This window comes from Streptomyces sp. R-74717 (assembly GCF_047305335.1).
Taxonomy (GTDB): Bacteria; Actinomycetota; Actinomycetes; order Streptomycetales; family Streptomycetaceae; genus Streptomyces; species Streptomyces atratus.
The window spans coordinates 87,907-112,218 of the sequence record NZ_CP102361.1 but is presented as its reverse complement, the minus strand read 5'-3'; the positions used below and the strand labels follow the sequence as shown (position 1 = coordinate 112,218).

Here is a 24,312-nt window from a genome sequence, read left to right as displayed (position 1 = left end):
CGCGGGACCGCGCAGGGGCGGCTGACGGACTGAGACCGCTTCGGCTGGCAACTGAGCACTTCAGTCGGTAATCCGCTTGAACCACAGTCGAGTGGACGTGGCAGGCTTGCGCAGTGATCGTCGAGCTGGCCCCTCATTTTCTGACCTGGGGCGATGTGGACCCCGCCCGTCATTTCTTCGACAGCGCGTCGGCGCCGCAGGTGGTGCGGTCGCTCGGGCCTGCTCGGAGGGTACCCAGCCGTCCTGACATCTCCTTCGGTGACCCGGCGATGAATGCCTGGAGCTGGGGCGAGGGACAACCCTGGGCCGACGCCATGTCGCACGCCCTCGCCGAGCGCTACGGCCGCTGGACCGTGGGCTGGCGCTGGGCGCACGACGAAGGCGACTTCGACGGAGGACCTGTCGGGAACTGGTGCTGCCCGCGGGACTCGATCACCACACCGCAGGAGACGATCGCCCGTGTCGTCGCGGCGCTGTGCGAGTGGCGCGAGTGGCTGGAGAGTCTCGCCGGGTGGTTCGACGCGTACCCGTTGAACCTGGCCGAGGTCGAGGACCAGCGGATCTTGTGGGAGCGCGCCGCCCGAAACCTGATCCTGCAGGTCGTCGACCGCACCGGCTGTGGCAGCGGCTGGCACGGACATTGCCGTCAAGTGCTCACCTGGTTCCTCAGCCGCTGGGGCGTCGCTCCCGACCTTGCGCAGGAGCTGGTCGACGAGGCAATCGGCGGGCGGTTCGCGAGCTGGACCGGCCCTGAACTGGTGCTAGTGGCTTGTCACGCAGCCTTCGCCGGGTATTCGGTCCAGGATCTGATCGGTGAGTCGGGTGCGAAGGCCGTCTTCGGCTCGGCGTTGGCGTTGTGCCAGCGGACGTAGGAGGCGATGGCGGCGTTCTGCTCGTCGTGGCTGCGGTGGTCGGTGCCGTTGAGTGCGAAGTAGCGCAGGGCCGCAAACTCGGACTCGATCCAGTTCAGCCAGGACCCGTAGGTCGGCAGGAAGACCAGCTCGACGTCGTTGTCAGCGGCCCAGGTCCGCACCTCGGCGTGCTTGTGCGGGGAGAAGTTGTCCAGCACCACGTACAGCTTCTCCCCGGGCCAGCGGGCTCGCAGGGCCTTGAGGAGGCCGAGGAACTCGCGCCACCGCTTGCGCTTTCGGATGCGGTAGTACAGCTTGCCGGTGGCCAGATCGAGGGCGGCGAGCATGTGCATCACGCCGCCGTAGCGGTTGTAGGTGGCTCGCAGCCTGCGCGGACGCCTCACCGGGCCCCACGCCTTGCCCTTGCGGGGCATCAGGTTCAGCGGTCCGAACTCGTCGACGCATATCACCCGTCCGTCGGCAGGCGGGGTGTCGTACAGCTCCAGGATGCGGTGCATCTTGGCGATGAACTCCGGGTCGGTGGACGCCTTCCACGTGGTGGTGGTCTTCCAGGAAATCTTGCCGGCGCGAAGGATCCGGCGCAGGGTCTCCCTGCTGATGGCCGCTGTCACCTTCTGCTTGATGAGGTGGTCGGCGAGCTTGCTCAGGCTCCAGGTGGAGAACGCGGTGATCTTCCAGTCGGCGGGGGACGTCCGGGCGATCAGGCAGATGTGCTCGCGCACCTTGTCACTGATCGTCCTTGGGCGTCCCCCGCTCCATTTTGGGTCCAGCGCATCCAGCCCCTGCTCGTTGAAGGCGTGGATGACGTCACGTACGTAGTCCTCGCTGACCTGCATCAGCACGGTGATGTCCTTGACCGTCTGGCCCTGGGCGGACATCAGCACCACGATCGCCCGGCGGAGTTTCACCGGGTCCTTCGCGGTCCGGCTGATCCGCTGCAGCTTCCGGCCCTCCTCCATGCTCACCGGCCGGACGAACACACTCGGTCGACGTCCCACAACCACCTCCAAGATCAGTCTTGGAGACAGTCTGCTGGGTCACGAGCAACAGGTCGATTACCCGCCGAAGGCTGCGTGACAAGCCACTAGTCGAGGATGTCGCGGAGCACCTCGCGTTGTCGGTGCGGCCTGACAACGGCGCACGATCCGCCGGGCCAGCGCTGGATCACCTCGAGCGCTGGCTCGCGGTGCGAGAGACCGTGCCATGGCAGGAAGCTCCGGAAGGCGGCCAGGACGAATCGGTGGCCCCGGCCTGCGATGGCGCAACGGAGGATATACGTGCCTTCGACGGCGCCTTGGATCCCGCCCGCGCACGAGGCCTGCTTACCGCCCTGGAGCTGTTGCGGGCCGACGCTGTGCGCGGCTCCTCTCTCGACTTCGAGCTGCTCCAGCGCTGGCAGCAGCATGTCCTGGGCACACCACAGCCGCCGGCGTTCCGCGACCTGCCGGCCTTCGCCAAGGGAGGTCGGGAACGCTATGGAATCGACCCGGACACCCGAGCCCGCCTCGATGCCTGTCTGGCCGAAAGCGCGCGCAACATTGAGCGGCCCCTTCCCCTCACCGCCCGGGCCGCATGTGCCTATCTCGACGTGTGCTTCTTCCATCCCTTCGACGACGGCAACGCCCGGTCCGCCTTCCTCGCCCTCGTCTTCGTCCTCGCCCGCGAGGGCGTCGCGCTTGACGGGGTTAGCCTGCTGCGTCGCGTCACCTTCCAGGCCGATGAGCCGCAGGACGCGCTAACCCTCATGCGGTATGTCGACATCCATCTCGCGGAGACCCGACGCAACACCGCTTCCCTCGGCTCCTAGCGGTTGGGTAAGAAGGTGCTGGTTAGACCATCTGAGTTGCTCGTTCACGCGGATCTGTCATGCAGATCAGATGGCGGCGGAGTACCGGAGCCGGTGACAACTGCCCTGCCTCCACGCCGCTGGTGACAAGTAGCGTGCCAACCTGGTGACAACTACCGTGCCCCGCCGTGCCGAAGCCGCAGGTCAGTGGCCGCCGATGGTGACAACTATCGTGCTTCGGCACATCGCCGCCTCGGCCGGTGCCTGGCCGGAGCCCTCGAAGCCCGCTCGGCTCGTGCGGCGTGGCAGCGTGCGTTCCTCCGGCACCCTGGACCCGGCGCCCGGACCCCCCGGGCGCCCGCTGTCCCTACTTCGGCCTCGCGTACGCCCGCAGCCGCTCCTCGCGGCCTGTCAGACAACAGCTCGCACAGCGCACCGCCTCCGCGCTCGTGTAGTACAGACAGCAGGTGTTGCGCAGATAGACCAGCCGCTCCGGGCCGTCCGGCGCTCGCCGGACCCGTGCCACCTCGCCCAGCGCCGCGAGTCCGCCGGGTGCGGTGTCCGCGAACTGCCTCCAGCGAGCGGCCAGCAGATCCACCTGGGCGCCGTACGCGCACAGCGCCGTGGCGCAGCCATGGGCGATCCCGCCGCGCAACTGCCTGATCCCGGCGCGGGTACGACGGTGCAGTGCATCGGCGATCGGCAGCAGATGTCCGTCGAGTACGGTGCGGTGCAGCAGGCGTACGGGGTCCTCCCCGGCCCGGGGCACCAGCAGTCGGGCCCTACGCACCCGGACTCCGCCGATCCCGTGCGCGGCGGGGCGCAGCAGCACATTGCCGGACCGCATGTCAGGGACCTCGTCGTACAGCGCCCAGTGAAGTACGGCGGCAGCGGTGACCCGGCCCGCGTACACCGCCATCAGGGTCAGCGCGGTCGCATGGCCGGTGCGGTGGCCGCTGCCGGTGCGCTCACTCTCCAGCAGCCTGGACAGCTCCTCGCCCGCCGGGTCGGCCAGCCGGTCGGCTGCCAGCCACGGCCCTGCTTCGCCCGCGGACGGTTCGCCTTCGGTGACCTGCCAGCGTGGCCCGTGCGGCAGGGGCGTCCAGACAGGGGACGTCTTGTCGCTCATGACAGCGGGAGGTAGACGACGTTGGGGGAGCCGGTAACCGGGTGGGCGCCGATCCGCGACCGCACCCCGTAGACCTCGGCCAGCAGTTCTTCCGTCAGCACCGCGTGCGGGGAGCCGGACGCCACCACCCGTCCGGCGCTGAGGACGAACAGCCGGTCGCAGTAGGAAGCGGCCAGGTTGAGGTCGTGCAGCACCAGCAGATTGGTGGTGCCCAGCGTCCTCACCAGGCTGAGGATCTCCAGCTGGTAGCGGATGTCCAGATGGTTCGTGGGCTCGTCGAGCGCCAGCAGTCCCGGGTCCTGGACCAGGGCGCGGGCGATCAGGGCCCGTTGCCGTTCCCCACCGGACAGTTCCTCGAACCGCCGGTCGGCCAGGGCCGCTGCGCCGACGCGCCGCAGCGCCCGGTCGATGCGGCGGGCGTCGTCGGCGTCGTCCTGCTCCCAGAACCGTTTGTGCGGGCTGCGGCCCATCGCCACCACTTCGCGCACGGTCAGGCCGAAGGCGCCGGGGCTGTCCTGCGGTACGACGGCGACACGCCGGGCCCGTTCCTTCACGCCGAGGGCCGCGGCGTCCGCCCCGTCCAGCAGGACCCGCCCCGCTGCGGGGCGCAGGGCGCCGTACACACAGCGCAGAAAGGTGGTCTTGCCGCTGCCGTTCGGCCCGACCAGGCCGACCGTCTCGCCGGGGGCGGCGTCCAGCGCGACCCCGTCGAGCAGGGTGCGGCCGGCCACCTCGTAGCTGATCCCGTCGGCGGCGAGCGCCGTCGGGGACGGTGCCGGGCTCATCCGGTGATCCCTTCGGTACGGCTGGAGCGGCGCAGCAGCCAGAGGAAGAACGGGCCGCCCACCAGGGCGGTGACCACCCCGGCGGGGATCTCCTCGGGGGCCGCCACCGTCCGCGCCAGCAGATCGGCCAGCAGCAGGAAGACCGCCCCGCCGAGCGCGGTCACCGGCAGCAGTCTGCGGTGGGACGCGCCGACGATCAGCCGGGCGGCGTGCGGGATCATCAGGCCGACGAAGCCGATCGCCCCGCTGTAGGCGACCAGTACGCCGACGATCAGCGACACGAGCACGAAGACCCCTCCCCGGAAGCGGCCGGGGTCCAGGCCGAGGCTGCGGGCCCCTTCCTCCCCGGTCAGCAGCAGATCCAGCGGACGGGCCAGGCTGATCAGGAGTACGGCCCCGACGCCCAGGACCACGGCGGGCAGGGCCAGTTCGTCCCAGCGGGCGCCGCCCAGGCCGCCCAGGGTCCAGAACATGATCGCCCGCACATGCTCGGCCCGGGAGGACAGCACCAGAATCAGGCTGGTGAACGCGGACAGCACGTACTGGATCGCCACCCCGGCCAGAATCAGCCGGCCCGTCGTCATGGTGCCGCCGCGCCGGGCCATCGCGTAGACGGCGACCAGCGCGGCCATGGACCCGGCGAACGCGGCGGCGGGCAGCGCCACATCGGCGGCCGCCCCGGCGCCGACCCCCAGCACGATGACCACGACGGCGCCCGCCGACGCCCCGGAGGAGGCGCCCAGCAGAAACGGATCGGCCAACGGGTTGCGCACCAGCGCCTGGAGCACCGCGCCCGACAGGGCCAGCCCGGCGCCGACGACGGCCCCGAGCAGCACCCTGGGCAGCCGTACCTCCCACACGATCGTCGCGTACGCACCGGTGCGTTCGTGGCCCAGCACCGTACGCAGCACCTCGCCCGGCGGAATCCGTACCGGGCCGAGCACCAGGCCGGCCACCGCCGCCGCGAGCAGCAGCACCGTGAGGACGCCGATCACGACGGGCGTCGAGCGGAGGACGGTCTTCAGGCGGGGGCGGGCGGACTCCGCGCTCACGGGGTACCGGGGTGCAGCTGCCCGGCCAGGTCCTGCACGGCGTCGGCGACCCGGACGCCGAGCACGGCCGAGGACAGCGGGATCACCGCGAACCTCTTGTTCCTGATCGCCGGTACGTCCGCGAGCGCCGGGTCGTTCAGCAGCCGCTTCTTCTTGGCCGCGACCGTGGTGCCGCCGTAGTCGTAGATCACGACCACCTCGGGCCTGCGCTTGATGACCTGCTCCCAGGACACGTCGCCGAAGGTGCCGTCGAGGTCCGCGAAGACGTTCCTGCCCCCGGCGAGCCGGACGATCTCGTTGCCGATGCCCTTGCCGCCCGCCGTGAACGCGGAGCTGCCGCCGGAGTCGTACACGAACACCGAGGGATGTGAGGAGCCCTTGAGCTCTGTCTCGACCGCCCTGATCTTCTGCCGCTCCTCGGCGATCAGCTTCTTGCCGCGCTCCGGTACGCCGAAGATCCTGGCGACTTGGGCGATCTCGGTGGCGAGTTGATCGATACCGACCTTGCCCTTGGTGCAGTTCTCGATGTTCAGCCGGGTGTTGATGCCGTCCTTCTGGAGCCCCCCCCGGTCCTGGCCCTTGGCCTTGTCGAAGGCGCTGCTGTACCCGCCGTAGACGAAATCGGGGTTGGCGCCGAGCAACACCTCCTTGGAGGGGTACTCCTTCGCGAGTACCTTGGTCTTGGCGTACGCGGACCGGTACTTCGGCAGGATTCTGTCGTCCAGGTAGGCGGTCCCGGCCAGCCGGTCCTGGAGCCCGAGGGCCAGCATGACCTCGGTGGCGTGCTGGTTCATGGTGACGGCCCGCTTCGGCGGGGCGTCGAAGGTCGTCTTTGTACCGCAGTTGGTGACCGTGTAGGGAAAACCGTCCGCGGCAGGTGCGTCTTCTGCCTTGCCCTCGCCGCCCGTGCCGGAGCCGCAGCCGGTGAGCGGTAGCAGAAGCAGCGATATGAGCGCGAGTGGTACACGGCGGATCCGGGGCATGGCCGAGCCTTTCCGGGGGATGTCCTCGTCCCCTGGTTGTACGGAGAAGGCGGCGCGCCCAGTGTCTGGCTTCCGGGCTGCTGCAGCCCGGTCACAGTGGCGGGACCGTACCGGATTCACACCGGTTTCCTGACGCGCGTCGCCTGAGTTTTCGGGGCCCAGTCTGTCAGACCGCAAATTCCGGCCGGCCCCCAGCCGCCTTGCGCTGCCGGCCCCGGTCGGCCCCGGACGCCGACGTCCGCGACGACGACCGGCACTGCGGATGGTTCGCCAGGAACCGCAGGCTCGCCCGCTCCCGCGTGCCGTCGTCCTTCACCAACTGGACGCGGCCCAGATGCGGTTCGCGCCACTCCACCGTTCACTCCGTCCCGTCCAGCACCAACCCGGCACCTGGCGAAAGGACCAGCACCGCCGCCGCGGTCACCGCCCCGTCTCCCCGGCCGGCACGACGATCGAGCAGTCTCCCAGCGGGCTGGCCAGGTCAAGCCCCAGCCGCCGGGACCACAGCAGGTGCAGCAACTGGGCCCGGGTGACCGGCTCGCAGCCCGTCGCCGCCGCGAGCTCCCCGAACCTCCGCCCGCCGACGGCCTCGGCGAGCAACACCGGCCGCAGACCCAGCGGATCAGACCGTAGCCGGCGTCGCGAGGCCAGCGTCCAGCCCCGCGAAGGCGTGCTCGCGCCAGTGGGCGGCGACCGTGTAGCGCCAGCCGCAGGCAACGGCGACCTCGGCGCGGCCACTCCTGACGACCGTGCAGGCCCGCGAGGTGACGACCGGGCTGCGCGAGGCGATGGACGACGTCCGGCGCTCCGTGGCGGTGAACCGCCCCGGTTCGAATAGAGACTCGATTCCGTGAAAGGATTAAGTCATGGCACGCCCTTCTTCGTATCCCCTTGAGCTGCGCAAACGAGCGGTCCGTATGGTCGCTGAGGTTCGTGGCGATTACCCGAACGAGTCGGCCGCGCTGAGGGCGGTCGCCCAGAAGCTCGGTATCGGCTCGGCCGAGACTCTGCGGAACTGGGTCAAGCAGGACGAGATCGACTCCGGGCAGCGTCCGGGGACGACCACGGAGGAGTCCGCGCAGATCAAGGCGATGAAGAAGGAGATCGCCGAGTTGAAACGGGCCAACGACATCTTGAAGGCCGCGGCGTCTTTCTTCGCGGCCGAGCTCGACCGGCCACACACACGCTCGTAGCGTTCATCGACGAGCACAAGGGTCGCTTCGGCGGCGTCGAGCCGATCTGCAGGACACTCACCGAGCACGACTGCAAGATTGCCCCGTCCACCTACTACGCGGCGAAGAGACGCGCGGTCACCCCCTCGGCCAGGCAGGTGCGGGATGCCGCCCTCAAGGAGCTGATCACCGAGGTCCACGAGACCAACTTCCGTGTCTATGGCGCCAGGAAGGTCTGGCGTGAGCTGCACCGCCAGGGCCACGAAGTAGCCCGGTGCACCGTCGAACGCCTGATGCGCGATCTCGGCATCACCGGCGCCGTCCGCGGAAAGAAGGTCATCACCACGATCCCGGACAGCTCAGTCGAACGGGCGCCGGACCTGCTGGACCGCAAGTTCGTCGCGCCGGCGCCGAACCGCTGCTGGGTCGCTGACTTCACCTACGTCAGGTCTTGGTCCGGAGTCGTCTACGTCGCCTTCGTCGTGGACACCTTCTCCCGCCGGATCGTTGGCTGGTCCGCCGCCACATCGAAGGAGACCAGGCTCGTACTGGACGCCCTGGAGATGGCTCTGTGGCAGCGCGACCGGGACGGATTCCCCCACACGGCAGGCGAGTTGATACATCACTCGGACGCCGGGTCGCAATATACGAGTTTCCGGCTCGCCGAGCATCTGGACGCCGTGGGCATCGCGGCTTCGATCGGCTTGGTCGGTGACGCCTACGACAACGCCCTCATGGAGTCCGCGATCGGCCTGTTCAAAACCGAGCTGATCAAGCCTGGCCGGCCCTGGAGGACACTTTCCCAAGTCGAACTCGCGACGGCCGAGTGGGTCGACTGGTACTGCCACCGCCGACTCCACGGTGAAATAGGGCACATCCCACCCGTCGAATACGAGACCAACCACTACCTCACCACCGCGAAACCCCAGGTCAAAAACACAATCTGAGATCTCTACCGAACCCGGGGCGGTTCAGTCGCGGCCAACGGCCCCAGCCACCCCCGCCCGACCCGCTCGCCCAGCCGGTGGCAGAACGACCCGTCGGCGGGCAACGGCCGCGGCCGCCCGGCCCCGCTGTCTCTCCACACCAGCTCGGCCATCGCCGGGTCCAGCAGCGCGTCGGCGACAGCCACCACCTCGGGGAAGACGACCGCGTCCCGGCCCACGATCCGCCACCGCTCCAGCTCCGTCCCGGCGTTGCCGCCCGCGACCTGGTGCAGCCGCCGCGGCCAGACCGCCTCGCGCTCCCAGTACAGGGCCTGCTCCCACCACCGGGCCACCACCGCGTGCGCCAGAGCGAACACCCTCTCCGGCTCTACTCCGGCCCGTACCGCCCGCCGCGCCACCTTGACCCACCGTCGCTGCGCCGCGACCACCTCCGGTACGCCGCGAAGATCGAGGTGTTCCAGGACCTGGTCGGCGTCCGCGTCCAGCAGCCACCGCCGGTGCCGGACACACACACCCGCTCCCATCGCGGCGCGTACCGCACCACCCGCACGGCCGTCCCTGTGCGCCGGGCCGCGCACAGGCGGCAGCCGAAGGCGACCGGCCCGGCGACCGCGCCGCCGGTCCGCCACGCCGCCGCTGGCACCCCGTCCCTTCCGGCCGACAGCTTGGCATCCTCCTGTCCCCAGGACGGCAACGCCCGCGCCAGTACGTCTTCCTCGACGCCGCACAGGCCTGCCAGGAGCTGCCGTCCGGCTGCGTTCAGCAGCACCTCGGCGTCGGCTCGCGAGCCCCCACCGTCGTGCCCCGGCGGGTAGTTGCGCCACTGCCAGCACGACCGCAAGACCTTCGCTTCCATCCCGTAACGGCTCGCGATACGGCAGATCAGCGACGAGATCGTCTCCCCCTGCAGGGGAGCTGTCCGCAGGAGGCCGGGATGATGGGTCACTCCACCACGGTCTCGTGTTCGCCGATCCGGGCGGGCGTTTTCGCAGCAGCCGCCCGGTCCTCGGCCCGTCGTCTGCCTACTTCCCCAGGCCGTGAGTCTCCCTTTCCTGGAGCCTGCAGGCGTCGGTGTGGCGGGGGATTGGCCCGTTCGAGCGCATCGTGATGGTCCGATCGCACTAAGCTATGCCTGTGGTGGTTGGCGAAGATGCTCAGGTGAAGGGCTTCTCGGGGGCCCGCAGAGCCAAGCAGTGGCTCGAGGGCACGATGCGCATCTTCGGCGCGTACGCGAACACGGACTCGGAGTCCTGCGGCCGCCGGCTGACTCTGCCGTGGCCGTACGGAGGCCGGACGTTCTCCTTCGATCTGGGGGGTGCCATGCGCGGTGACCCTTACCAGAACGACATGTTCTGCGCAGAGGTCAAGAACTACGCGCAGCCGAGCGATCAGGGAACGCAGTTCGACGAGTTCCTCGCCAAGTGCTACGTCGCCGCCCAGGCCCAGCACCATCTCAGCGATCACTTCATGTGGATCACCTGGGCACCGTTCCGGGCGAACTCCTGGTCTGTTCTCAACTCACCTGGCCAGGTGGAGACCGCAGTCCTTCAGCACAGCAGCCGCGTTTTCGGCACCAGCGACACCGAAGAAGCCCGAAAGCTCCTGGACGCTGAACTCGCCCAGTCGGTCGCCGAACGCCTGTGGCTGATCGTGCTCTCGGACAAGCAGGAAACCCTCCTGCCGCTCAAGGACTGGGCAGCCATCGTCGCCGCCGAACTCACCCGCAGAGAGGGCTCGTGGTGAACATCGTCGAACAGTCGATCTCCCAGGCCATGGACGAGCCCGACGACCGGATGATGTTCACCCGGGTCAAAGACATCGTCGCCCGACACCTGCGCCGCATGGACCCCGGTGCCACCGTCACCAAGACCGAGTTCTTCAACCACACACATGTCCCCGACATGGTCTTGGAATGGCCCGGCCGACCCCGCACACCGCGCCGCTTCATCTATCTGCGCACCACATCGGACCAGCGCGAGCTCGAGGACGACCTGCAACGCCTTCCCCGTGCGGACCGGCCGGTGCTTCTGGCTCTCGGCCAACTGCCTTCCGTCCATCAACGAGGAGATCTCCTCACTGCGCCCGGCAGCAGCACCGCGCTCCTCCTTGACGCTTCCGCGCTCGGAGCGCTCCAGCCGGCCGATGATTCTCCCGGCATCCCTCATCTGGTGTCCCGCTCCGTCCTCGAAGGCGGCCGCGGCACCCTCGACAAAGCGGCGACCGAGGAGTTCTTAAGTACGGTCGTTCAGGGGGCGGAGGCCGCCCGCGCGGGAGAACGCGTTCCCACCCGCGATGCCGTCAACGCCCTCGCCGCGCAGATGACCACCGACGTCGCCGACCGGATGTCAGCCTTCCTTGCCGCGCTCTGGCAAGGAGGCGGGTCCACGCTCGCCAGCTTCCCCGCGCCCCAGCGCGGCATCGGCCATCTCGACGAGACGGCCCTGGTGTACCTACTGGAATCCGACGACATCGCCGACACCGCGTTCTGGAACCGGGTCGTCCGCATGATCAGCCTTTCTGTCCTGCTGCGCACCCCGGCCGCCAGCACCGGCAATCTGCAGCACCTGATGCGTGAGGCGATCCGGCTCTGGACCAGCCGCGTCTGCATGATTGTGCCCGGCGCGGCAGACGCGGACATCAGCCCGTGGCGCTGGGTGGTGAAGGCCGGCCAGCTGATCCTGCAGACCCCGCGTTTCCATGTGCTGGTTGCCCAGTCCCGGCGCCAGCTTCCGTCCGGACAGGAACACGATCTGCCCCGCCTCGACGAGGTGAGGAACAGGGCCGACCGCTACGGCATTTCGTTGACCTCTCTTCGCATGGTCGTAACAGACCGCCACGTCGGATACGGCGGCCCCGGCGACGACATCTCCCACGACGCCCAACTCGACGGCATCAGCGACGCGCTGGGACAAGCCGAGGGAGTCATCGAGGCAGATGCCCGCATCCCCTCCGGCGAGACTCTCCAGTGCATGTTCGGCTCCGGAATCGCCAGCGCCCGCGGCGCACGGACCCAGGTGCCGCTGGACGCTCTCCTCGGCACAACAACACGGCTGCTCTCCGAGCTCTCAAGCGGCGAAGCCGAGAAGATCACCCAGCTCCTTGGCGCCCAAAGACCGCCCCCCCGACCAGCCGTGGAGTCAGCCCAGCTTCGACGACGTATAGGGCTCATGCCGGACCAGCCAGTACGACGTGGGCACCGACAGCATCTGGCCATGCAAGCAACACATCGACGCCCCCTCGCGAGGCTGGCCGTGAGCACGACGCGAAAGCACCTCACCCAGGTTGAGCTGCCCGCCAGACACCGACGGACAGAGGTTTTGGCCTCCCCCGGCTTGCGATTCATAGCTGACAGATGAACAGCAACTACTGATCAGCGCGCTCGGAAAACCCGGGTCTCGGCCAGAGCACCAATAGGACGGCCTTGAGGAGCGGTCCTTGGAGACATGCCGGAGAGTTGGATCAACGGCCTCCGCGGGCCCGTCGCGACTTTTGATTCAGACGGGCGATCGTGCGGCGGGGTGATGTCAGTGGTGGCGGGCAGAATGTGGTCAGGGGAAGGAGTGGCAATGTCCACTAAGGGGTCTGACCTGCGGATACCTGCGCCCAGCGGTTGCCGTTGGTGTGGGGTCGATGAACGTGAGCACATGCAGCGATGTGCGATCTTTCGGTTTTGGGTCAGTGGCGTGAGAGACAGTTGGGCGTTGGTGTGTTGTTGCTGGTAGAAGCCTGTTCTCAGGGCGCAGTGTCACTGTCTTGAGACTGAGAGATTGGTGTGGGATCGCTGTCCCAGGCGTTTATCGCGTAGGGGGTGGCGCTGTCTCAGTTTCGTGAGTTCTGATCCACCGGCCGGCGGGGGTTGGTGAACCGCAACGGGCCCTGCTCCAAGATCACCGTCGTGCACCAGTTCCATTATTCGCGGCTGCGCGACATGAGCCGTGAGGCTGACGAGGGGCACTGATCGCCCCTCAAGGGGCCTGATGGTGCCTCTCGCTGACGATCTCTCCCCCGGGGTCCTCGGGTCGTCCGGGGTGGAGATCGTCCCGCAGAAGCCCGTACAGACGATCATCGGCAGGAGATCTCCCTCGTGGGCATCCTCGAAGACAGCACGCTTGGCGCGGTGCTCGCGGCCGGCCTCGCGCTCGTCCGCCAGCGGGAGAGGCTGGGCGTGCGCGGCCGGGTGCGTCCGGCCCGGCCGCGGTGACCGCGGTGGCCGCGTACGTCTCCGTCCGGTGCTGTACGTCACCGGGATGACGTACAGCGATGAGGACCAGGAGCACGACGTTGTCCGCATCGGACGGCGGTACGGGTCCGGCTTCCATGAGGTCCGAAAGGGGTCTCATAGGAAGTAGTCGGCGCGTCGTAGCCCCCTTGACCGCGTTGCTGACGTGCGGGTTTCCCGCCCGGGGCGGCTCGGGTGAGGCGCCTTGCAAAGCGTCCTGCGAAGCGCCCCGTGGCTGTGGCGTCGCAGGACGCCGCTGCGCGCCGCCGGGACGGGCGGCGACGTCGGCCAGGAGCACGGTGTCGTCCGGTCCGGGGGGAGCCGGCCGGAGCGGGTACGGCCCGGCCGGGTCACCGAAAGTGACGGACCGCCGCGAATCCGACGCGGCCATCTGTTCACGGGCCGTGGACGGCGTCACGATGCATGGACAGTCCGGCGCGCGAGATGGGGGAGAACATGAACTGTCCCAGCTGTGGAGCGGGAGCGTCTCAGGGATCCGATGGTTCCTGGACGTGCAACAACCAGTGCGGATGGGCATCGGGGATTATCCCGGCGCCTACAGCGGTAGCCTCCGACCATGGCGATGACCTCAGAACCGGAACAGCCGGCCCGGCCTGAGAGGCCGAAGCCGCTCCCGCACCCCGAGATCACCTACATAGCGTGTGCTCAGTGTGGGACGCAGATCGCAGGCCTTGACGGCCGGTACGCGTGCTCGGGATGCGGCTGGGTCAATGAGTGGTCCGAGGGACACCGTCCGCTCCCCGAAGCCCGGCGCCCGGCATGAATTCCCCCCACTACCGGCCGGCCCCGCCCAGCTCGCACAAGCCGCCTGACCCACCAACACCGCGACCAGCGCAAAGACTCGCACCGAACACACCGACACGACCACTTGTCATGCCTAACCCATCAAGAGCGCCTGGGTGCGATCGCGCCGCGCCGAGCGTAGCCTCAGCCACATGTGTCTGATGGTGTGGATCGGAACCGAACAACCCGTGTCGCGAGCCTGCGCGGCCGATTCCCACCTCGTAACCTACTCGTGCGAAATTCGCGAGATTGCTGCTGACGCGCCCGCTCGAGCACGCTTCACCTCACCCCATGTGACCTACGTCGGCTCATACCAGGGATGTGGTTGCGGATTCAACAGCTCCCAGTTCGAATGGGAGGGATTCGCTGACGCGGCCGACGCAATGACACTCATCGATGCGATGCGGGACGAAGAGCGCGAGGAGTTCCTCGCACAGAAGCACTCACGAGAGTGCCTCGCAGCGCTGGTATCCGAGGCCCTTGCGCACGGAAAAGTCGACATATACGCGTGCTGGGCCGGAGACGAGAGCGAACCCCCCGACCGGATAGAGCACATCGGGACAGACTGGCTGACGAAGCACCTGACCCCACTCCTAGAAAGAGTGAAATACACGGTGCCCGGCTGAGCAGGCGGCACTAGTGTCTCGTGATCCTGATCGTGTCAGTTTGAGTTGTTATTGACGAGTTTCTTCATGTTGGTCTGGACGAAGCGGACCTTCGCGAGGATCTCCTCGGCGGATGTGGTCCAGGTGAACGGACTCGCGTGCTCATTCCAGGAGTTGATGTAGTCACGGATCTGCTTGACCAGGACGTTGACGCTGGAGAGCGTGCCGCGGCGAATGGACTGCCGAGTAAGGATCCCGAACCAGATTTCGATCTGGTTCAACCACGAGGAACCGACGGGAGTGAAATGGAAGTGGATGTGCGGGTTCTCCTCCAGCCACGCCTTCACCTCCGGCGTGGTGTGGGTGGACAGGTTGTCCAGGACAACGTGGATCTCTTTGCCGGCGTGCGGCTTGGTCGCCTTCTTCAAGAAGGCGAGGAAGTTCGCCCCGTTCCGACTCGGCTTGCACTCGCCGGTCACCTCACCGGTATGGACATTGAGGGCGGCGAACAGATTGGTGGTGCCGTGCCGCACGTAGTCGTGGGTGCGCTTCTCGCTCGCGCCGAAGGCGACCGGCAGCACCGGCTGGGTCCGGTCCAGCGCCTGTATCTGCGTCTTCTCGTCGATGGACAGCACCACCGCGCCGCCGGGCGGGGCCAGGTAGAGGCCGACGACATCGGCGACCTTGTCCGCGAACGCGGGGTCCTTCGAAATCTTGAAGGTGCCGTTCCGGTGCGGCTTGAGATTCTCCTCCCGCCAGACACGGGCAACGTAGTGCCAGGACACCGAGATGCCCTCGCGTCGTTTCATGTGATCGGCCAGCGTCCGGGTGGACCAGTGCGACAGCCCCGAATCCGCCGGCGGGGTCATCTTCGTCAGCGCAATTACGCGGCCCCGCGTCTGCGGCGGCACTTGATCACGCCCGCCCCCGCGGCGTCTCTCCTCCAAGCCGGCCAACCCCTGGGCGGCATAACGGGCCTTGCACCGGTCCACCGTCACCGGCGACACCCCGGCCAACTCGGCGATTTCCTTACGCCGCCGTCCCTTGCCGGACCACAGCACGATCCGCGCACGCAGTGCCAGATCAGCCGTCACGTGACGAGAGTTCGCCAACTCCCGCAGATCAGCCATCTGTTCAGAGGAGAGATCCATACCGGGCTCAACGAGTAGAACGACCACAGGTTCCACCAACAGGATCACGAGACACTAGCGGTGGTTTGTTAGACCGGGGAGTAGAGATCGAGTGGATGGCCTGCGCCGACGGCGTTGATCAGGGCTTGAAGTTCGGGTGGCGGGGGTGCGTTGCTCCACGCTCGCCAGCAGCGTTGGAGGGTGGTCCAGGGGTCGAGCCAGGCCCGGACGGCGCGAATCGCCTGCGGCCAGCTGGCCGGTTGGGGCTGGTGGGGTCTGCTGGGGCCCCCTCTCAGCCGGCCCCACCGCTGTGACAGTCGGCGGGGCCGTGGGGACGACGGCGGGCTCCCGGTCCGGAGGTTGAGCGAACCAGGTGTCCCAGCAGAACGAGAACGCGCAGTTCACCAGGGTCTGGTGGCGGCGGATGGCGGTATCGGAACGGACCTGGAAGTCGGCCCATCCCAGTTCGTCCTTGATCTGCTTGTAGCTCTGCTCGATCCAGTGTCGGATGCCGTAGATCCGGACGACTTCATGCAGGTCGGCGGCCGGTTCGGAACTGTCGGCCTCGCGGGGTCCGCCGGGGCGGGGCAGGTCGGTGGCCAGGTACCAGGTGGCTTGCGGGGGAAGGGTGGCCGGGTCGGTGGTGGCCACGACGAGACGGACGTTTCCGTCGGGTCCCCACCAGCCAAGGGTCGCGTCGGCGGCCCACCAGGTCTCGGTGTGTCCGTCGCGGAAGGTGCGCTCGACGGAGGTCCAGTCACCCGGGTGCTCGGGGTCCGTCCAGGTCAAGGCGTGGGCGGCATGGACGGGGGTGTAGGCATCCTTGCCGTAGGCCCAGGTACCGTGGCTCGGTTTGAGAGCCATGACGAACGGCAGTCCTGCCGAGGCGAGTTGTCTGCGGAAGCCGTCCTGGTCGCCGTAGGCGCAGTCGGCGGCCACGGCGCGGAAGGCCACCCCGGCAGCCTTCGCGGTGCGGGCCAGTTCTGCGGCGATCTGCAGCTTCGTGCGGAAGCCGGGGTCGCTCTTGCCCTTGGGGAAGTGATGGGCGGGGCTGTAGGGCACGGCGTGCAGCGGGTAGTAGAGGTTCTCGTCGGCCCAGCAGGTAGTCACGGTGACGATGCCGTTGTCGGTCTTGCCCAGCCGGCCCAGCCACTGGCGGCCGATGTGCGCGGTCGCCTTGCCGTCCTTGCGGTCGCCCGAGTCGTCGATCACCAGCACCCCGCCTGGGTGCGGGGCGGTCGCGGGATCGGTCAGCAGCAGTTCCAGTCGGCGGGCGTTGACCTGCTCGTGGTCCCAGGACGACTCGGACAGGAAGAACTGCAGCCGCTGTACCGAGGCGCGCTGGGCCCCGACGACGGGTTCGGCGCCGGCCAGGCAGGTCAGGGTCTTGTTCCGGTCCCGCGGCAGCAGCAGTCCCGCGAGGTACTCGCGGAACCCGCGGCGCTGTGCCAACGTCGAGAGCAGGTCATCGAAGCGCGCGGCGTAGGCTTCCAGCGGGCCCGGAGCGGGCGGACACGGCAGACGGCGAGTCATCACAAGCCCCCAGGCGGCGAGGCGACGTTCCTCTGTTACCGGCCTACTACGGCCCTGACCCGCCGTCAACAAACCACCGCTAGCGATCAGCGCCGCATTTCCTGGCCACGTGGGGGAGAAGCATCTACATGCGAGGCCATTGGTGTTTGGCGGTGTAACCAGCCAAGACCCATCAACTTGTCATGTGTGGATCAAAAACAGGCACTGAGACTGAGAGATTGGTGTGGGATCGCTGTCCCAGGGGTTTATCGCGTATGGGGTGGCGCTGTCTCAGTTTCGTGTGTTCTGATCCACCGGCCGGCGGGTGCGATGTGCCGGTTTGGTGTCAGTGGGTTGGTGTCAGTGACGGCATGTCAGGTCGGGGCTGTTTCGCTGGTTGGGTGTTGAGGTAGAGCGCGGTCACTGACACGGGGCGGTACCTGGGGCGGGCGTGGCTGTCATGGGCCGGTACACCTCGGCCCGTGCCGCTGTCTCGGGAACGGTACTTCTGATCCTTTGGTGCCCGGGCGGCGGCACCGTGATGGGGGTTGGTGTCCGCGGCGGAGGGTTGTTCGGTGGGGGAGCCGAGTGCGTGGGGTGAGGTCGCGTCGGGGTTGAGGGTGTCCAGGCCGGTGCTGGTTGCGCGGCTGCTGGAGCTCGATGCGGCTGGGGCGTTGACGTCGGCGCATGTGCGTGCGGGTGCCCAGGCCGGTGGGGTGAACGTGCGCACGGTGTGGCGGTGGCTGGAGGCGGCGCGCACGGAGGGCCGTATGGAGCGCAAGCCCCGGGCCCGGCTGGAGTACAGCCAAACGCCGTCCTCGCGGCACCACATGAACATCCTGTGCCCGTCGTGTTTCGGCTCGACCAGTACGGCCCCGTTAGGAGCACCGGGGCAGCGCGAGCGAGTGCGATGGGGACAGGCGGGTCCACCTGCCCACCGCCGAGCGGCCCGGCGCAACGTGAGGGCTGCTCGTATAGCCACGGCCAGGTGACGCATAGCGCGCCTGCGGCCCGTGCTGTTCCAGACGTCCTACGAGAGCTCCGTCTCCACCGATCCCGAAGAGCCGATCGCGACCACCGTCGCGGGACTGCTCGAAGCCGGACTCATGGTCCGCGCCGGCGACGGCACCGCCGTCCTGGCCGACGAGGTCCGGTAAAGCCTCCGCCTCACCGACGCCGACGACGCCAGCACCTACTGACACACCTCATGGCAGAACCACTGACATCCAGCAGACTCCGCTGACGTCCCGATGGCAGACGACAAGGTGTGAGTCAGGGTGTCCTGTCCCTTGTGTCCTGAACATGAAATGGAGTTGGTTGTAGGCAAGCTTCCATAAGTGGTGCTGTGCGGAAGATGAAGGTTTTGTGGCCCTTCGGAGCCGCCCTGCGGGGGGAGGCTTCAAACCACCTCATGCTGCGTTGGCTGAAGACCGTCGTGGTGAGCGATGAGGAGAAGGCGTCGTAAGAGACGTCAGGTGGGGACCGGAAAGACGAACGCAAGTGAATCGCTGCTGACGCGTCGAAAGACAGACAGGCGACATCAAAACCGGTGTGTGAGACAGACCCCGGGATGAGCCTGGCGGGTGCCCGTCTATTGGCCAGGTGGTGTCCGGCGTGTAGGCGACGTGAGTCCGGTCTGCGGCTTCCGCATGGAACAGGAGAAGGCAGCCCCGATACCGCCCGCCGCGTAACGGCGGCGAGAGGGAGTGCCCCAAGCAGCGGACACTGCGAGGGGTCGAGTACCGAAGCGGGGCGTGCCGGCGGACCGGCTCGTAGTAGTGCTGAAGCCTCTGTAATGGGGGTGGAGCGAAGGGGCCGGGTCGTTCGTGACTATGTTGATCGCATCAACCGGAGTGCGTCCGGGAGGAGTTCGGTGGACCAGTTGAAGTCGCAGACCAAGCCGTTTGAGATTTCGAAGTGGGAAATCAAAGAAGCGTGGGAGGAAGTCAGGGCGAACAAGGGCGCCCCAGGGGTGGATGGGCAGAGCATCGCCGACTTTGAGAAGGGCCTGAGGAACAACCTCTACAAGGTCTGGAACCGGATGTCGTCGGGCTCGTACTTTCCTCCTCCGGTGCGCGCGGTGGCCATTCCCAAGCCACAGGGACGCGGCACGAGAACGCTTGGTATTCCCGCTGTCGCCGATCGGGTGGCGCAGACCGTGGTGGCCCGGCATCTGATGCGACGGGTGGATTCTGTTTTCCATCCGGACAGCTTCGGATACCGGCCCGGACGGTCCGCCTTGGATGCGGTGGAGAAGTGCCGGGACCGCTGTTGGAAAAGGGACTGGGTGGTCGAGTTCGACATCTCCCAGTTCTTCGACAGTGTGCCCTGGGATCTGCTGGTCAAGGCGGTGGAGGCGCACACCGATGCCGTTTGGGTGATGTTGTATGTCCGGAGGTGGCTTGCCGCCCCGCTCAAGATGCCCGACGGCACCCTGCTGGAACGGGAGCGCGGGACCCCGCAAGGGGCCCCGGTCACGCCCCCAACGCAATGGGCAACTTCTGCTTCGAGGTGACGCTCGGCTACCGGCGCTTGGAACTCCTTCCACGCGCGGAGGGTAAGGAGCGTCACAATGGGTAGTAGGTTTGTGACATGGTGCGTGGTGATCGTGTCGATAGCGTCGAGTACGCCCGGCGGGTCAACGCCGCCGCGGATCTGGTCGGGGCGGGTGTGCCCGTGGCCGCAGCCGCCCGCACGTTGGCGAGTAGGTACGGGGTGTCGGTGCGTCAGGCACGCCGGTATCTGGAGCAGGCCATGGCCGCTGGACATCTCGAAGTCCCTGAGTCGAGCGTGGTGTTCACTGTCAAGCTGCCGGAATCGCTGGCAGGACAGATCCGCGCCCGTGCCCACGAGAGCGACCGGGCGATCTCCGCGGTGGTGGCCCAGGCCCTGGCCGAGTTCCTTGAGCGGGGTGCCCCGGAGGGGCGGCCGGGCAGGTGAGCGGCCGGCCGGTGGAGGTGGAGGCGGTCTTCGACCGTCATGCGGCGGCGGACTTGTCCGCGGCCTACGCGGCGTTGGTTCCGCTGCGGCGATCCCGGATACCGGATCGCCTGGAGCAGGCAGGAGTGAGCGATGACCAGCGTGGCGATCTACGCCCGGGTGTCCTCGGCACGGCAGAAGAAGGACCAGACGATCGGCTCGCAGACCGCGGCCCTGCGCGCGCACGCCGCCGAACAGCGTCTTGAGCTGCCCGAGGAGTGGGTGTTCGAGGACGAGGGGCACTCCGGGGCGACCCTGGTGAGGCCCGCGCTGGAGCGGCTGCGCGACCTTGTCGCCCAGGTCGGCGTCGATGTGGTGCTGTGCTACGCGCCTGACCGCCTCGCCCGCAAGTTCGCTTACCAGGCCCTGCTGGTCGAGGAGTTCGCCCGGGCCGGCACCCGGGTGGAGTTCGTCCGCGGCCCACGCGGCGACAGCCCCGAGGACCAGCTGATGGTCCAGTTCCAGGGCATGTTCGCCGAGTACGAGAAGGCCCAGCTGATGGAACGCTACCGGCGTGGGAAGACCTACCGGGCCCGCTCGGGGGCGGTGAACGTGCTGGGCGGAGCCCCGTTCGGCTACCGCTACCTGCGCAAGACCCCCGAGTGCGGGGCCACCTACGAGATCGTCGAGTCCGAGGCGGCGCTGGTGGTCGAGCTGTTCCGCCGCTATACCGACGACGGGGCCTCCATCGCGGACCTGACCCGCTGGCTCACCGACAGCGGTACTCCCACCCGCACCGGCAAGACCCGCTGGGACCGCAGCGTCGTCTGGGGCATGCTCAAAAACCCCGCCTACCAAGGGCAGGCAGCCTTCGGCAAGACCCAGATCCTCCACGAGTCCCCGGGCCTCAACCGCCGGGCCCGCCTGGAGGGCCGCAGCACTCCGCGCGCCGTCAAGACCGCCGACCGCCCCCGCGAGGAGTGGATCACCATCCCCGTTCCCGCGCTCGTCACCCCGGCCACCTTCGAACGCGCCGCCCAGCGGCTCGCCGACAACAAGCGCTTCGCTTCGCGCAACAGCAAGGTCCCCTCTCTGCTTCAGGGGCTGTCGGCCTGCGTGAGCTGCGGATACGGCTACTACCGCACCTCGACCACTACTTCCTCCGGCAAGAAGATCTACTACTACCGGTGCCTGGGCTCCGACGACTACCGCTACGCGGGCGGCCGGGTCTGCACCAACAAGCCCGTCCGCGCCGACTACCTCGACACCGTCGTCTGGGACCACATCATCGGCATGCTCGCCGACCCGCACCTGATCCGGTCCGAGATCGACAAGCGCCTGGACCTTGCCCGCACCTCCGACCCCGCCACCCGCCAGCGCAGCCGTCTCGAACTGGCCCTCGCCAAGGCCACCGCAGCGATCACGCGCGTGATCGAAGCGTTCCAGGAACAGCTGGTCACCATCGATGAACTGCGGGCCCGGATGCCCGGCCTGCGGGCCCGGGAGAGCAACCTGCGCGGCCAACTCGACACGCTGGAAGCCCAGCTCGCCGACCGCGACGCCTACCTCAAGCTCGCTGACGACCTCGAAGGGTTCCTCGCCCAGCTCCGCGAGAACGCTGGGACAGCCGAGGTCCCCGAGCGCCAGCGCGTCCTGCGGCTCCTCGTCAAGGACGTCCTCGTCGGCCCCGAGAAGATCACCATCCGGCACCGCATACCCGTGCGTGAGCACACCGCCGACGACCAGCATCAAGATCAAGAAGCTACGGAGGGTGACCCCTGCCCGAGTTACCCATTGATCAATTTCCATCCTGATTTCGCAGGTCACGGGGCTGGCGTGAGTCGATGGCGGGGTACTCGGGCTGGTCTGGAACATGATCGGTAGCAGGTGATCGATTGCCACGGGCCTCGTTCGCGGAAGTCGCCGTACGGGCGGTTGTCTCCTCGTAGGGTCCGGCAGGAAGATCCGGCCCGGGGAGGGGAAGTTCATGGTGGATGTACTGACATGGACGGTGGAACGGCGGGTCCTGCTGGCCGACCGCGCCGAGCGGCTGCGTAAGGAGCTCGCCGAGATCGATGTCGAGGTGGCCCGGCTGGAGGCCGCGGAGGTGGTGTTCGGCCAGTACGCCGAGGCGACGGACGGCGGCAGGCGGGACGATCCGGTGGTGGAGCCCGATCCGGTGGAGCCGGATCCGCCGGCGACGCAAGCGTCGGGAGCCGGCGGGATGCTGCTCGTGCCGCACCGCGTCGAGGGGATGAGCGAAGAGGTGCTGCCCGCCGACTATCAGCGGATTGTGCAGGTGGTCGCGGGTGCGTCCGACGGGCCGGTCAAGACCCGAGAGGTGTGCGAGAAGCTGGGGCTGGGCGTGCTGCCCGCGCAGACCGAGGCGATGCGGGGCAAGCTGAGGCGGCTCGCGGACCGGGGCTGGCTGCACCGCACCCCGTCAGGCCGCTACGGACCGCGCTGACACCAGCCCGGCATCCGGCCGCAAAGTGGCCGATTCCTGCCACAACGCGAGGGCCCCCGGCGGGAGTTGGCGTGTTTTGTGAAGAACAACCAGCCCGCCGAGGGCTCTCAGGATGCTGTCTACCAGGTTCGCCTTCCGGTGTCGAAGTCGACCATCGACCTCGTCGCCGACCTGATACGCAAGCAGCGCAAGAGGCTGGGCACCCGCTGGCGCAAGGTCACCCCGGGAACCCAAGCGATCATCGTGCTCGCCGTTCTCCGTCATGACCAGCGCCTTCTGGACATGGCCGGCGGCAACGACGTCTCCGCCTCGACCGTGCGCCGATGGGTGATCGAAGTGATCGGCCTGCTCTCTGCCCGCGCCCCGCGCCTGGACCGGGCCCTGAAGAAGATCGCCGACGATGGCGGGGTGGTCGTCCTGCTGGACGGCACTCTCGTGCGCACCCGCCGCCGCACCGGGACAGAGAACCGCAAGAACTACAGCGGGAAACACAAGTCCCATGGCCTGCTGTTTCTTGCGCTCACCGACGAGAAGGGCAACCTGATCTGGATCTCCGCGGCCAAGCCCGGGCGGTCCAGCGAGATCACCACCGCCCGCCACAGCAAGCTCACCGAGCATCTCCGCGAGGCCAAACTCGGGGCCCTGGCCGACCTCGGCTTCGTCGGCCTGGACGACGACCCTGACAACCCGGTGATCATCACCGGCCGCAAGGCCACCCGCAACCACCGGCTCACCGACGCCGAGAAGGAGGCCAACCGCCTGCTCAGCCGTGAACGCGCCGCCGTCGAGCACGGCTTCGCAAACCTGAAGACCTGGCGATTCCTCAGCAAGGTCCGTATGAACACCCGCCACGCGACCACCCTCCTGCGGGCCCTACTCGTCCTGGCGAACAGCGAAGTGCAGAGGTGACAGACGATCTCCCTCTGCCGATCATGTCCTGGCCAGCACGAGTACCCCACTACAAGCTCACACCAGGCCCGTGACCAGCGAAATCAGGATGAAATTTCCTCATTGCGTTGGGGGCGTGGTTTCTCCCGTGCTGGCGAACCTGTTCCTGCACTACGCGTTTGACACCTGGATGGCCCGGGAGTTCCCGACCGTCTGGTTCGAACGCTATGCGGACGACGCAGTGGTGCACTGCGTCACTGAGCGCCAGGCCCGCCAGGTCCTGACCGCGTTCACGGACAGGATGGCTGAGGTCGGGTTGCACCTGCACCCGGCCAAGACCCGGATCGTGTACTGCAAGGACGGCAGACGCCACGGCTCCTTCGAGCACACCGCGTTCACGTTCCTCGGGTACACCTTCCGCGCCAGACGCAACCGGACCCGGCACGGCAGATTGTTCCTGTCGTTCGACCCGGCCGTCAGCAGCGACGCCCTGAAGAAGATGGGGCGGGAGGTGCGCTCATGGCAGCTGCACACCCGCTCGGACCTGTCCTTCAACGACCTTGCCCGATGGATCAACCCCGTCGTGGCGGGCTGGATCAACTACTACGGCCGCTTCCGGCCGTGGGAGCTGCATCCCTTCGTGATGCGCATCAACGCCTACTTGGTGCGCTGGATCCGCCAGAAGTACAAGCGGCTCAAGGCCAAACGAAAGGCCCTCGCAAAGATGCAGGAGATCGCCCGGCGATACCCCCGCATGTTCGCGCACTGGCGACTCACCGTGACGGTGAGCGCGGTGGTGGTCTGACGATCAGAACGACAAGAGCCGTGTAACGGGCGACTGTTACGCACGGTTCTGTGAGAGCCGAGGGGTGAGAATCCCCTCGGCTACTCGGCAGATAACTGTGGGCAGGGCAGGGCTCCGGCCTGCGGTGCCTACGGTTGAGTGGAACGAGCGCGCCCTGTCGGGTCCCACTCAACTGTAGGCGGCCGCCTCTGGGGGGTGCTTTGAAGGTCGCTTCCCGTCATGGGGAAGATCGCTTCG

General features: G+C 67.8%; 23 protein-coding genes, 1 pseudogene and 1 riboswitch. Of the genes and pseudogenes, 14 read left to right on the top strand and 10 right to left on the bottom strand.

Going from position 1 to position 24,312, the window contains the following annotated elements:
* The first annotated feature begins 113 nt into the window (after positions 1 to 113).
* Positions 114 to 872 (top strand): hypothetical protein, encoded by a 759-nt coding sequence (locus tag NRF20_RS00565; RefSeq protein ID WP_413751759.1) that lies wholly within the window; start codon positions 114 to 116, stop codon positions 870 to 872.
* On the opposite strand, the gene NRF20_RS00560 is transcribed toward NRF20_RS00565, so the two are convergent.
* A complete protein-coding gene (locus NRF20_RS00560; protein WP_413754502.1) occupies positions 773 to 1,831 on the bottom strand; it encodes an IS630 family transposase in 1,059 nt (352 codons plus the stop codon). The two genes, NRF20_RS00565 and NRF20_RS00560, sit on opposite strands and share 100 nt — an antisense overlap.
* A 59-nt stretch (positions 1,832 to 1,890) precedes the next feature.
* Here NRF20_RS00560 and NRF20_RS00555 point away from each other — a divergent pair, with 59 nt between their 5' ends.
* Entirely contained in the window at positions 1,891 to 2,679 is a 789-nt protein-coding gene (locus NRF20_RS00555; protein WP_413751758.1) for a Fic family protein, read from the top strand.
* A 346-nt stretch (positions 2,680 to 3,025) separates the two neighbouring features.
* Here NRF20_RS00555 and NRF20_RS00550 read toward each other — a convergent pair whose 3' ends face one another.
* From NRF20_RS00550 to NRF20_RS00525, 6 genes are all read right to left on the bottom strand, one after another.
* Positions 3,026 to 3,787 carry a (2Fe-2S)-binding protein gene (locus NRF20_RS00550; RefSeq protein ID WP_398635047.1) on the bottom strand — a complete coding sequence of 254 codons (762 nt, stop codon included), beginning with the start codon at positions 3,785 to 3,787 and terminating at the stop codon, positions 3,026 to 3,028.
* Entirely contained in the window at positions 3,784 to 4,572 is a 789-nt protein-coding gene (locus NRF20_RS00545; protein ID WP_398635046.1) for an ABC transporter ATP-binding protein, read from the bottom strand. The genes NRF20_RS00550 and NRF20_RS00545 overlap by 4 nt, the downstream gene beginning before the upstream one ends.
* A complete protein-coding gene (locus tag NRF20_RS00540) occupies positions 4,569 to 5,624 on the bottom strand; it encodes a FecCD family ABC transporter permease (RefSeq protein WP_398635045.1) in 1,056 nt (351 codons plus the stop codon). Before NRF20_RS00540 ends, NRF20_RS00545 begins: the two co-directional genes overlap by 4 nt.
* Positions 5,621 to 6,607 (bottom strand): ABC transporter substrate-binding protein, encoded by a 987-nt coding sequence (locus NRF20_RS00535; protein ID WP_398635044.1) that lies wholly within the window; start codon positions 6,605 to 6,607, stop codon positions 5,621 to 5,623. Before NRF20_RS00535 ends, NRF20_RS00540 begins: the two co-directional genes overlap by 4 nt.
* Positions 6,608 to 6,645: 38 nt before the next feature.
* Positions 6,646 to 6,783: riboswitch (cobalamin riboswitch) on the bottom strand.
* Positions 6,774 to 6,962, bottom strand: coding sequence for a hypothetical protein (locus NRF20_RS00530; RefSeq protein ID WP_398635043.1), 189 nt, complete (start codon positions 6,960 to 6,962; stop codon positions 6,774 to 6,776). Its footprint overlaps the riboswitch before it by 10 nt.
* Before the next feature lie 65 nt (positions 6,963 to 7,027).
* Positions 7,028 to 7,210: a hypothetical protein gene (locus NRF20_RS00525; protein WP_413751757.1), complete on the bottom strand. Its 183-nt coding sequence runs from the start codon at positions 7,208 to 7,210 to the stop codon at positions 7,028 to 7,030.
* 263 nt (positions 7,211 to 7,473) lie between these two features.
* On the opposite strand from NRF20_RS00525, the gene NRF20_RS00520 reads away from it, so the two are divergent.
* A protein-coding gene (locus NRF20_RS00520; protein WP_413751756.1) for an IS3 family transposase occupies positions 7,474 to 8,726 on the top strand; the annotation gives its coding sequence in 2 pieces (ribosomal slippage) (positions 7,474 to 7,756 and positions 7,756 to 8,726; 1,254 coding nt in all).
* Between the two features lie 23 nt (positions 8,727 to 8,749).
* Here NRF20_RS00520 and NRF20_RS00515 read toward each other — a convergent pair.
* Positions 8,750 to 9,672: pseudogene (locus NRF20_RS00515) on the bottom strand (DNA-binding protein); the annotation flags it as partial.
* A 188-nt stretch (positions 9,673 to 9,860) separates the two neighbouring features.
* On the opposite strand from NRF20_RS00515, the gene NRF20_RS00510 reads away from it, so the two are divergent.
* The 4 genes from NRF20_RS00510 (at position 9,861) to NRF20_RS00495 (ending at position 14,375) form a co-directional block, all read left to right on the top strand.
* Positions 9,861 to 10,469 (top strand): hypothetical protein, encoded by a 609-nt coding sequence (locus tag NRF20_RS00510; protein ID WP_398635040.1) that lies wholly within the window; start codon positions 9,861 to 9,863, stop codon positions 10,467 to 10,469.
* Complete coding sequence (locus tag NRF20_RS00505) at positions 10,463 to 12,082, top strand: hypothetical protein (protein ID WP_413751755.1); 1,620 nt, start codon at positions 10,463 to 10,465, stop codon at positions 12,080 to 12,082. The genes NRF20_RS00510 and NRF20_RS00505 overlap by 7 nt, the downstream gene beginning before the upstream one ends.
* Before the next feature lie 1,446 nt (positions 12,083 to 13,528).
* Complete coding sequence (locus NRF20_RS00500; RefSeq protein WP_398635049.1) at positions 13,529 to 13,729, top strand: hypothetical protein; 201 nt, start codon at positions 13,529 to 13,531, stop codon at positions 13,727 to 13,729.
* Positions 13,730 to 14,042: 313 nt separating this feature from the next.
* Complete coding sequence (locus NRF20_RS00495) at positions 14,043 to 14,375, top strand: hypothetical protein (RefSeq protein ID WP_413751754.1); 333 nt, start codon at positions 14,043 to 14,045, stop codon at positions 14,373 to 14,375.
* Positions 14,376 to 14,410: 35 nt separating this feature from the next.
* Here the strand turns inward: NRF20_RS00495 and NRF20_RS00490 are convergent, their stop codons facing one another.
* Together NRF20_RS00490 and NRF20_RS00485 are read right to left on the bottom strand one after the other, a co-directional pair.
* Positions 14,411 to 15,448 (bottom strand): IS630 family transposase, encoded by a 1,038-nt coding sequence (locus tag NRF20_RS00490; protein ID WP_413751753.1) that lies wholly within the window; start codon positions 15,446 to 15,448, stop codon positions 14,411 to 14,413.
* 111 nt (positions 15,449 to 15,559) lie between these two features.
* Entirely contained in the window at positions 15,560 to 17,017 is a 1,458-nt protein-coding gene (locus tag NRF20_RS00485; RefSeq protein ID WP_413751752.1) for an IS701 family transposase, read from the bottom strand.
* 992 nt (positions 17,018 to 18,009) lie between these two features.
* Between NRF20_RS00485 and NRF20_RS00480 the strand changes: the two genes are divergently transcribed.
* From NRF20_RS00480 to NRF20_RS00450, 7 genes are all read left to right on the top strand, one after another.
* Positions 18,010 to 18,153, top strand: coding sequence for a hypothetical protein (locus NRF20_RS00480; RefSeq protein WP_398635402.1), 144 nt, complete (start codon positions 18,010 to 18,012; stop codon positions 18,151 to 18,153).
* A 716-nt stretch (positions 18,154 to 18,869) separates the two neighbouring features.
* Positions 18,870 to 19,511, top strand: a complete 642-nt coding sequence (locus NRF20_RS00475) for a reverse transcriptase domain-containing protein (protein ID WP_413751751.1) — start codon at positions 18,870 to 18,872, stop codon at positions 19,509 to 19,511.
* Between the two features lie 77 nt (positions 19,512 to 19,588).
* Entirely contained in the window at positions 19,589 to 19,936 is a 348-nt protein-coding gene (locus NRF20_RS00470) for a hypothetical protein (protein ID WP_327411920.1), read from the top strand.
* 132 nt (positions 19,937 to 20,068) lie between these two features.
* The gene (locus NRF20_RS00465) at positions 20,069 to 21,799 is read left to right on the top strand and encodes a recombinase family protein (protein WP_413751750.1); all 1,731 of its coding nucleotides are present in this window, start codon (positions 20,069 to 20,071) and stop codon (positions 21,797 to 21,799) included.
* A gap of 103 nt (positions 21,800 to 21,902) precedes the next feature.
* Entirely contained in the window at positions 21,903 to 22,382 is a 480-nt protein-coding gene (locus NRF20_RS00460) for a hypothetical protein (protein ID WP_413751749.1), read from the top strand.
* Positions 22,383 to 22,460: 78 nt separating this feature from the next.
* The gene (locus NRF20_RS00455) at positions 22,461 to 23,291 is read left to right on the top strand and encodes a transposase family protein (protein ID WP_413751748.1); all 831 of its coding nucleotides are present in this window, start codon (positions 22,461 to 22,463) and stop codon (positions 23,289 to 23,291) included.
* Between the two features lie 115 nt (positions 23,292 to 23,406).
* On the top strand, positions 23,407 to 24,075 hold the full coding sequence (locus NRF20_RS00450) for a group II intron maturase-specific domain-containing protein (protein ID WP_413751747.1): 669 nt from the start codon (positions 23,407 to 23,409) through the stop codon (positions 24,073 to 24,075).
* The last annotated feature ends 237 nt before the right edge of the window (positions 24,076 to 24,312 follow it).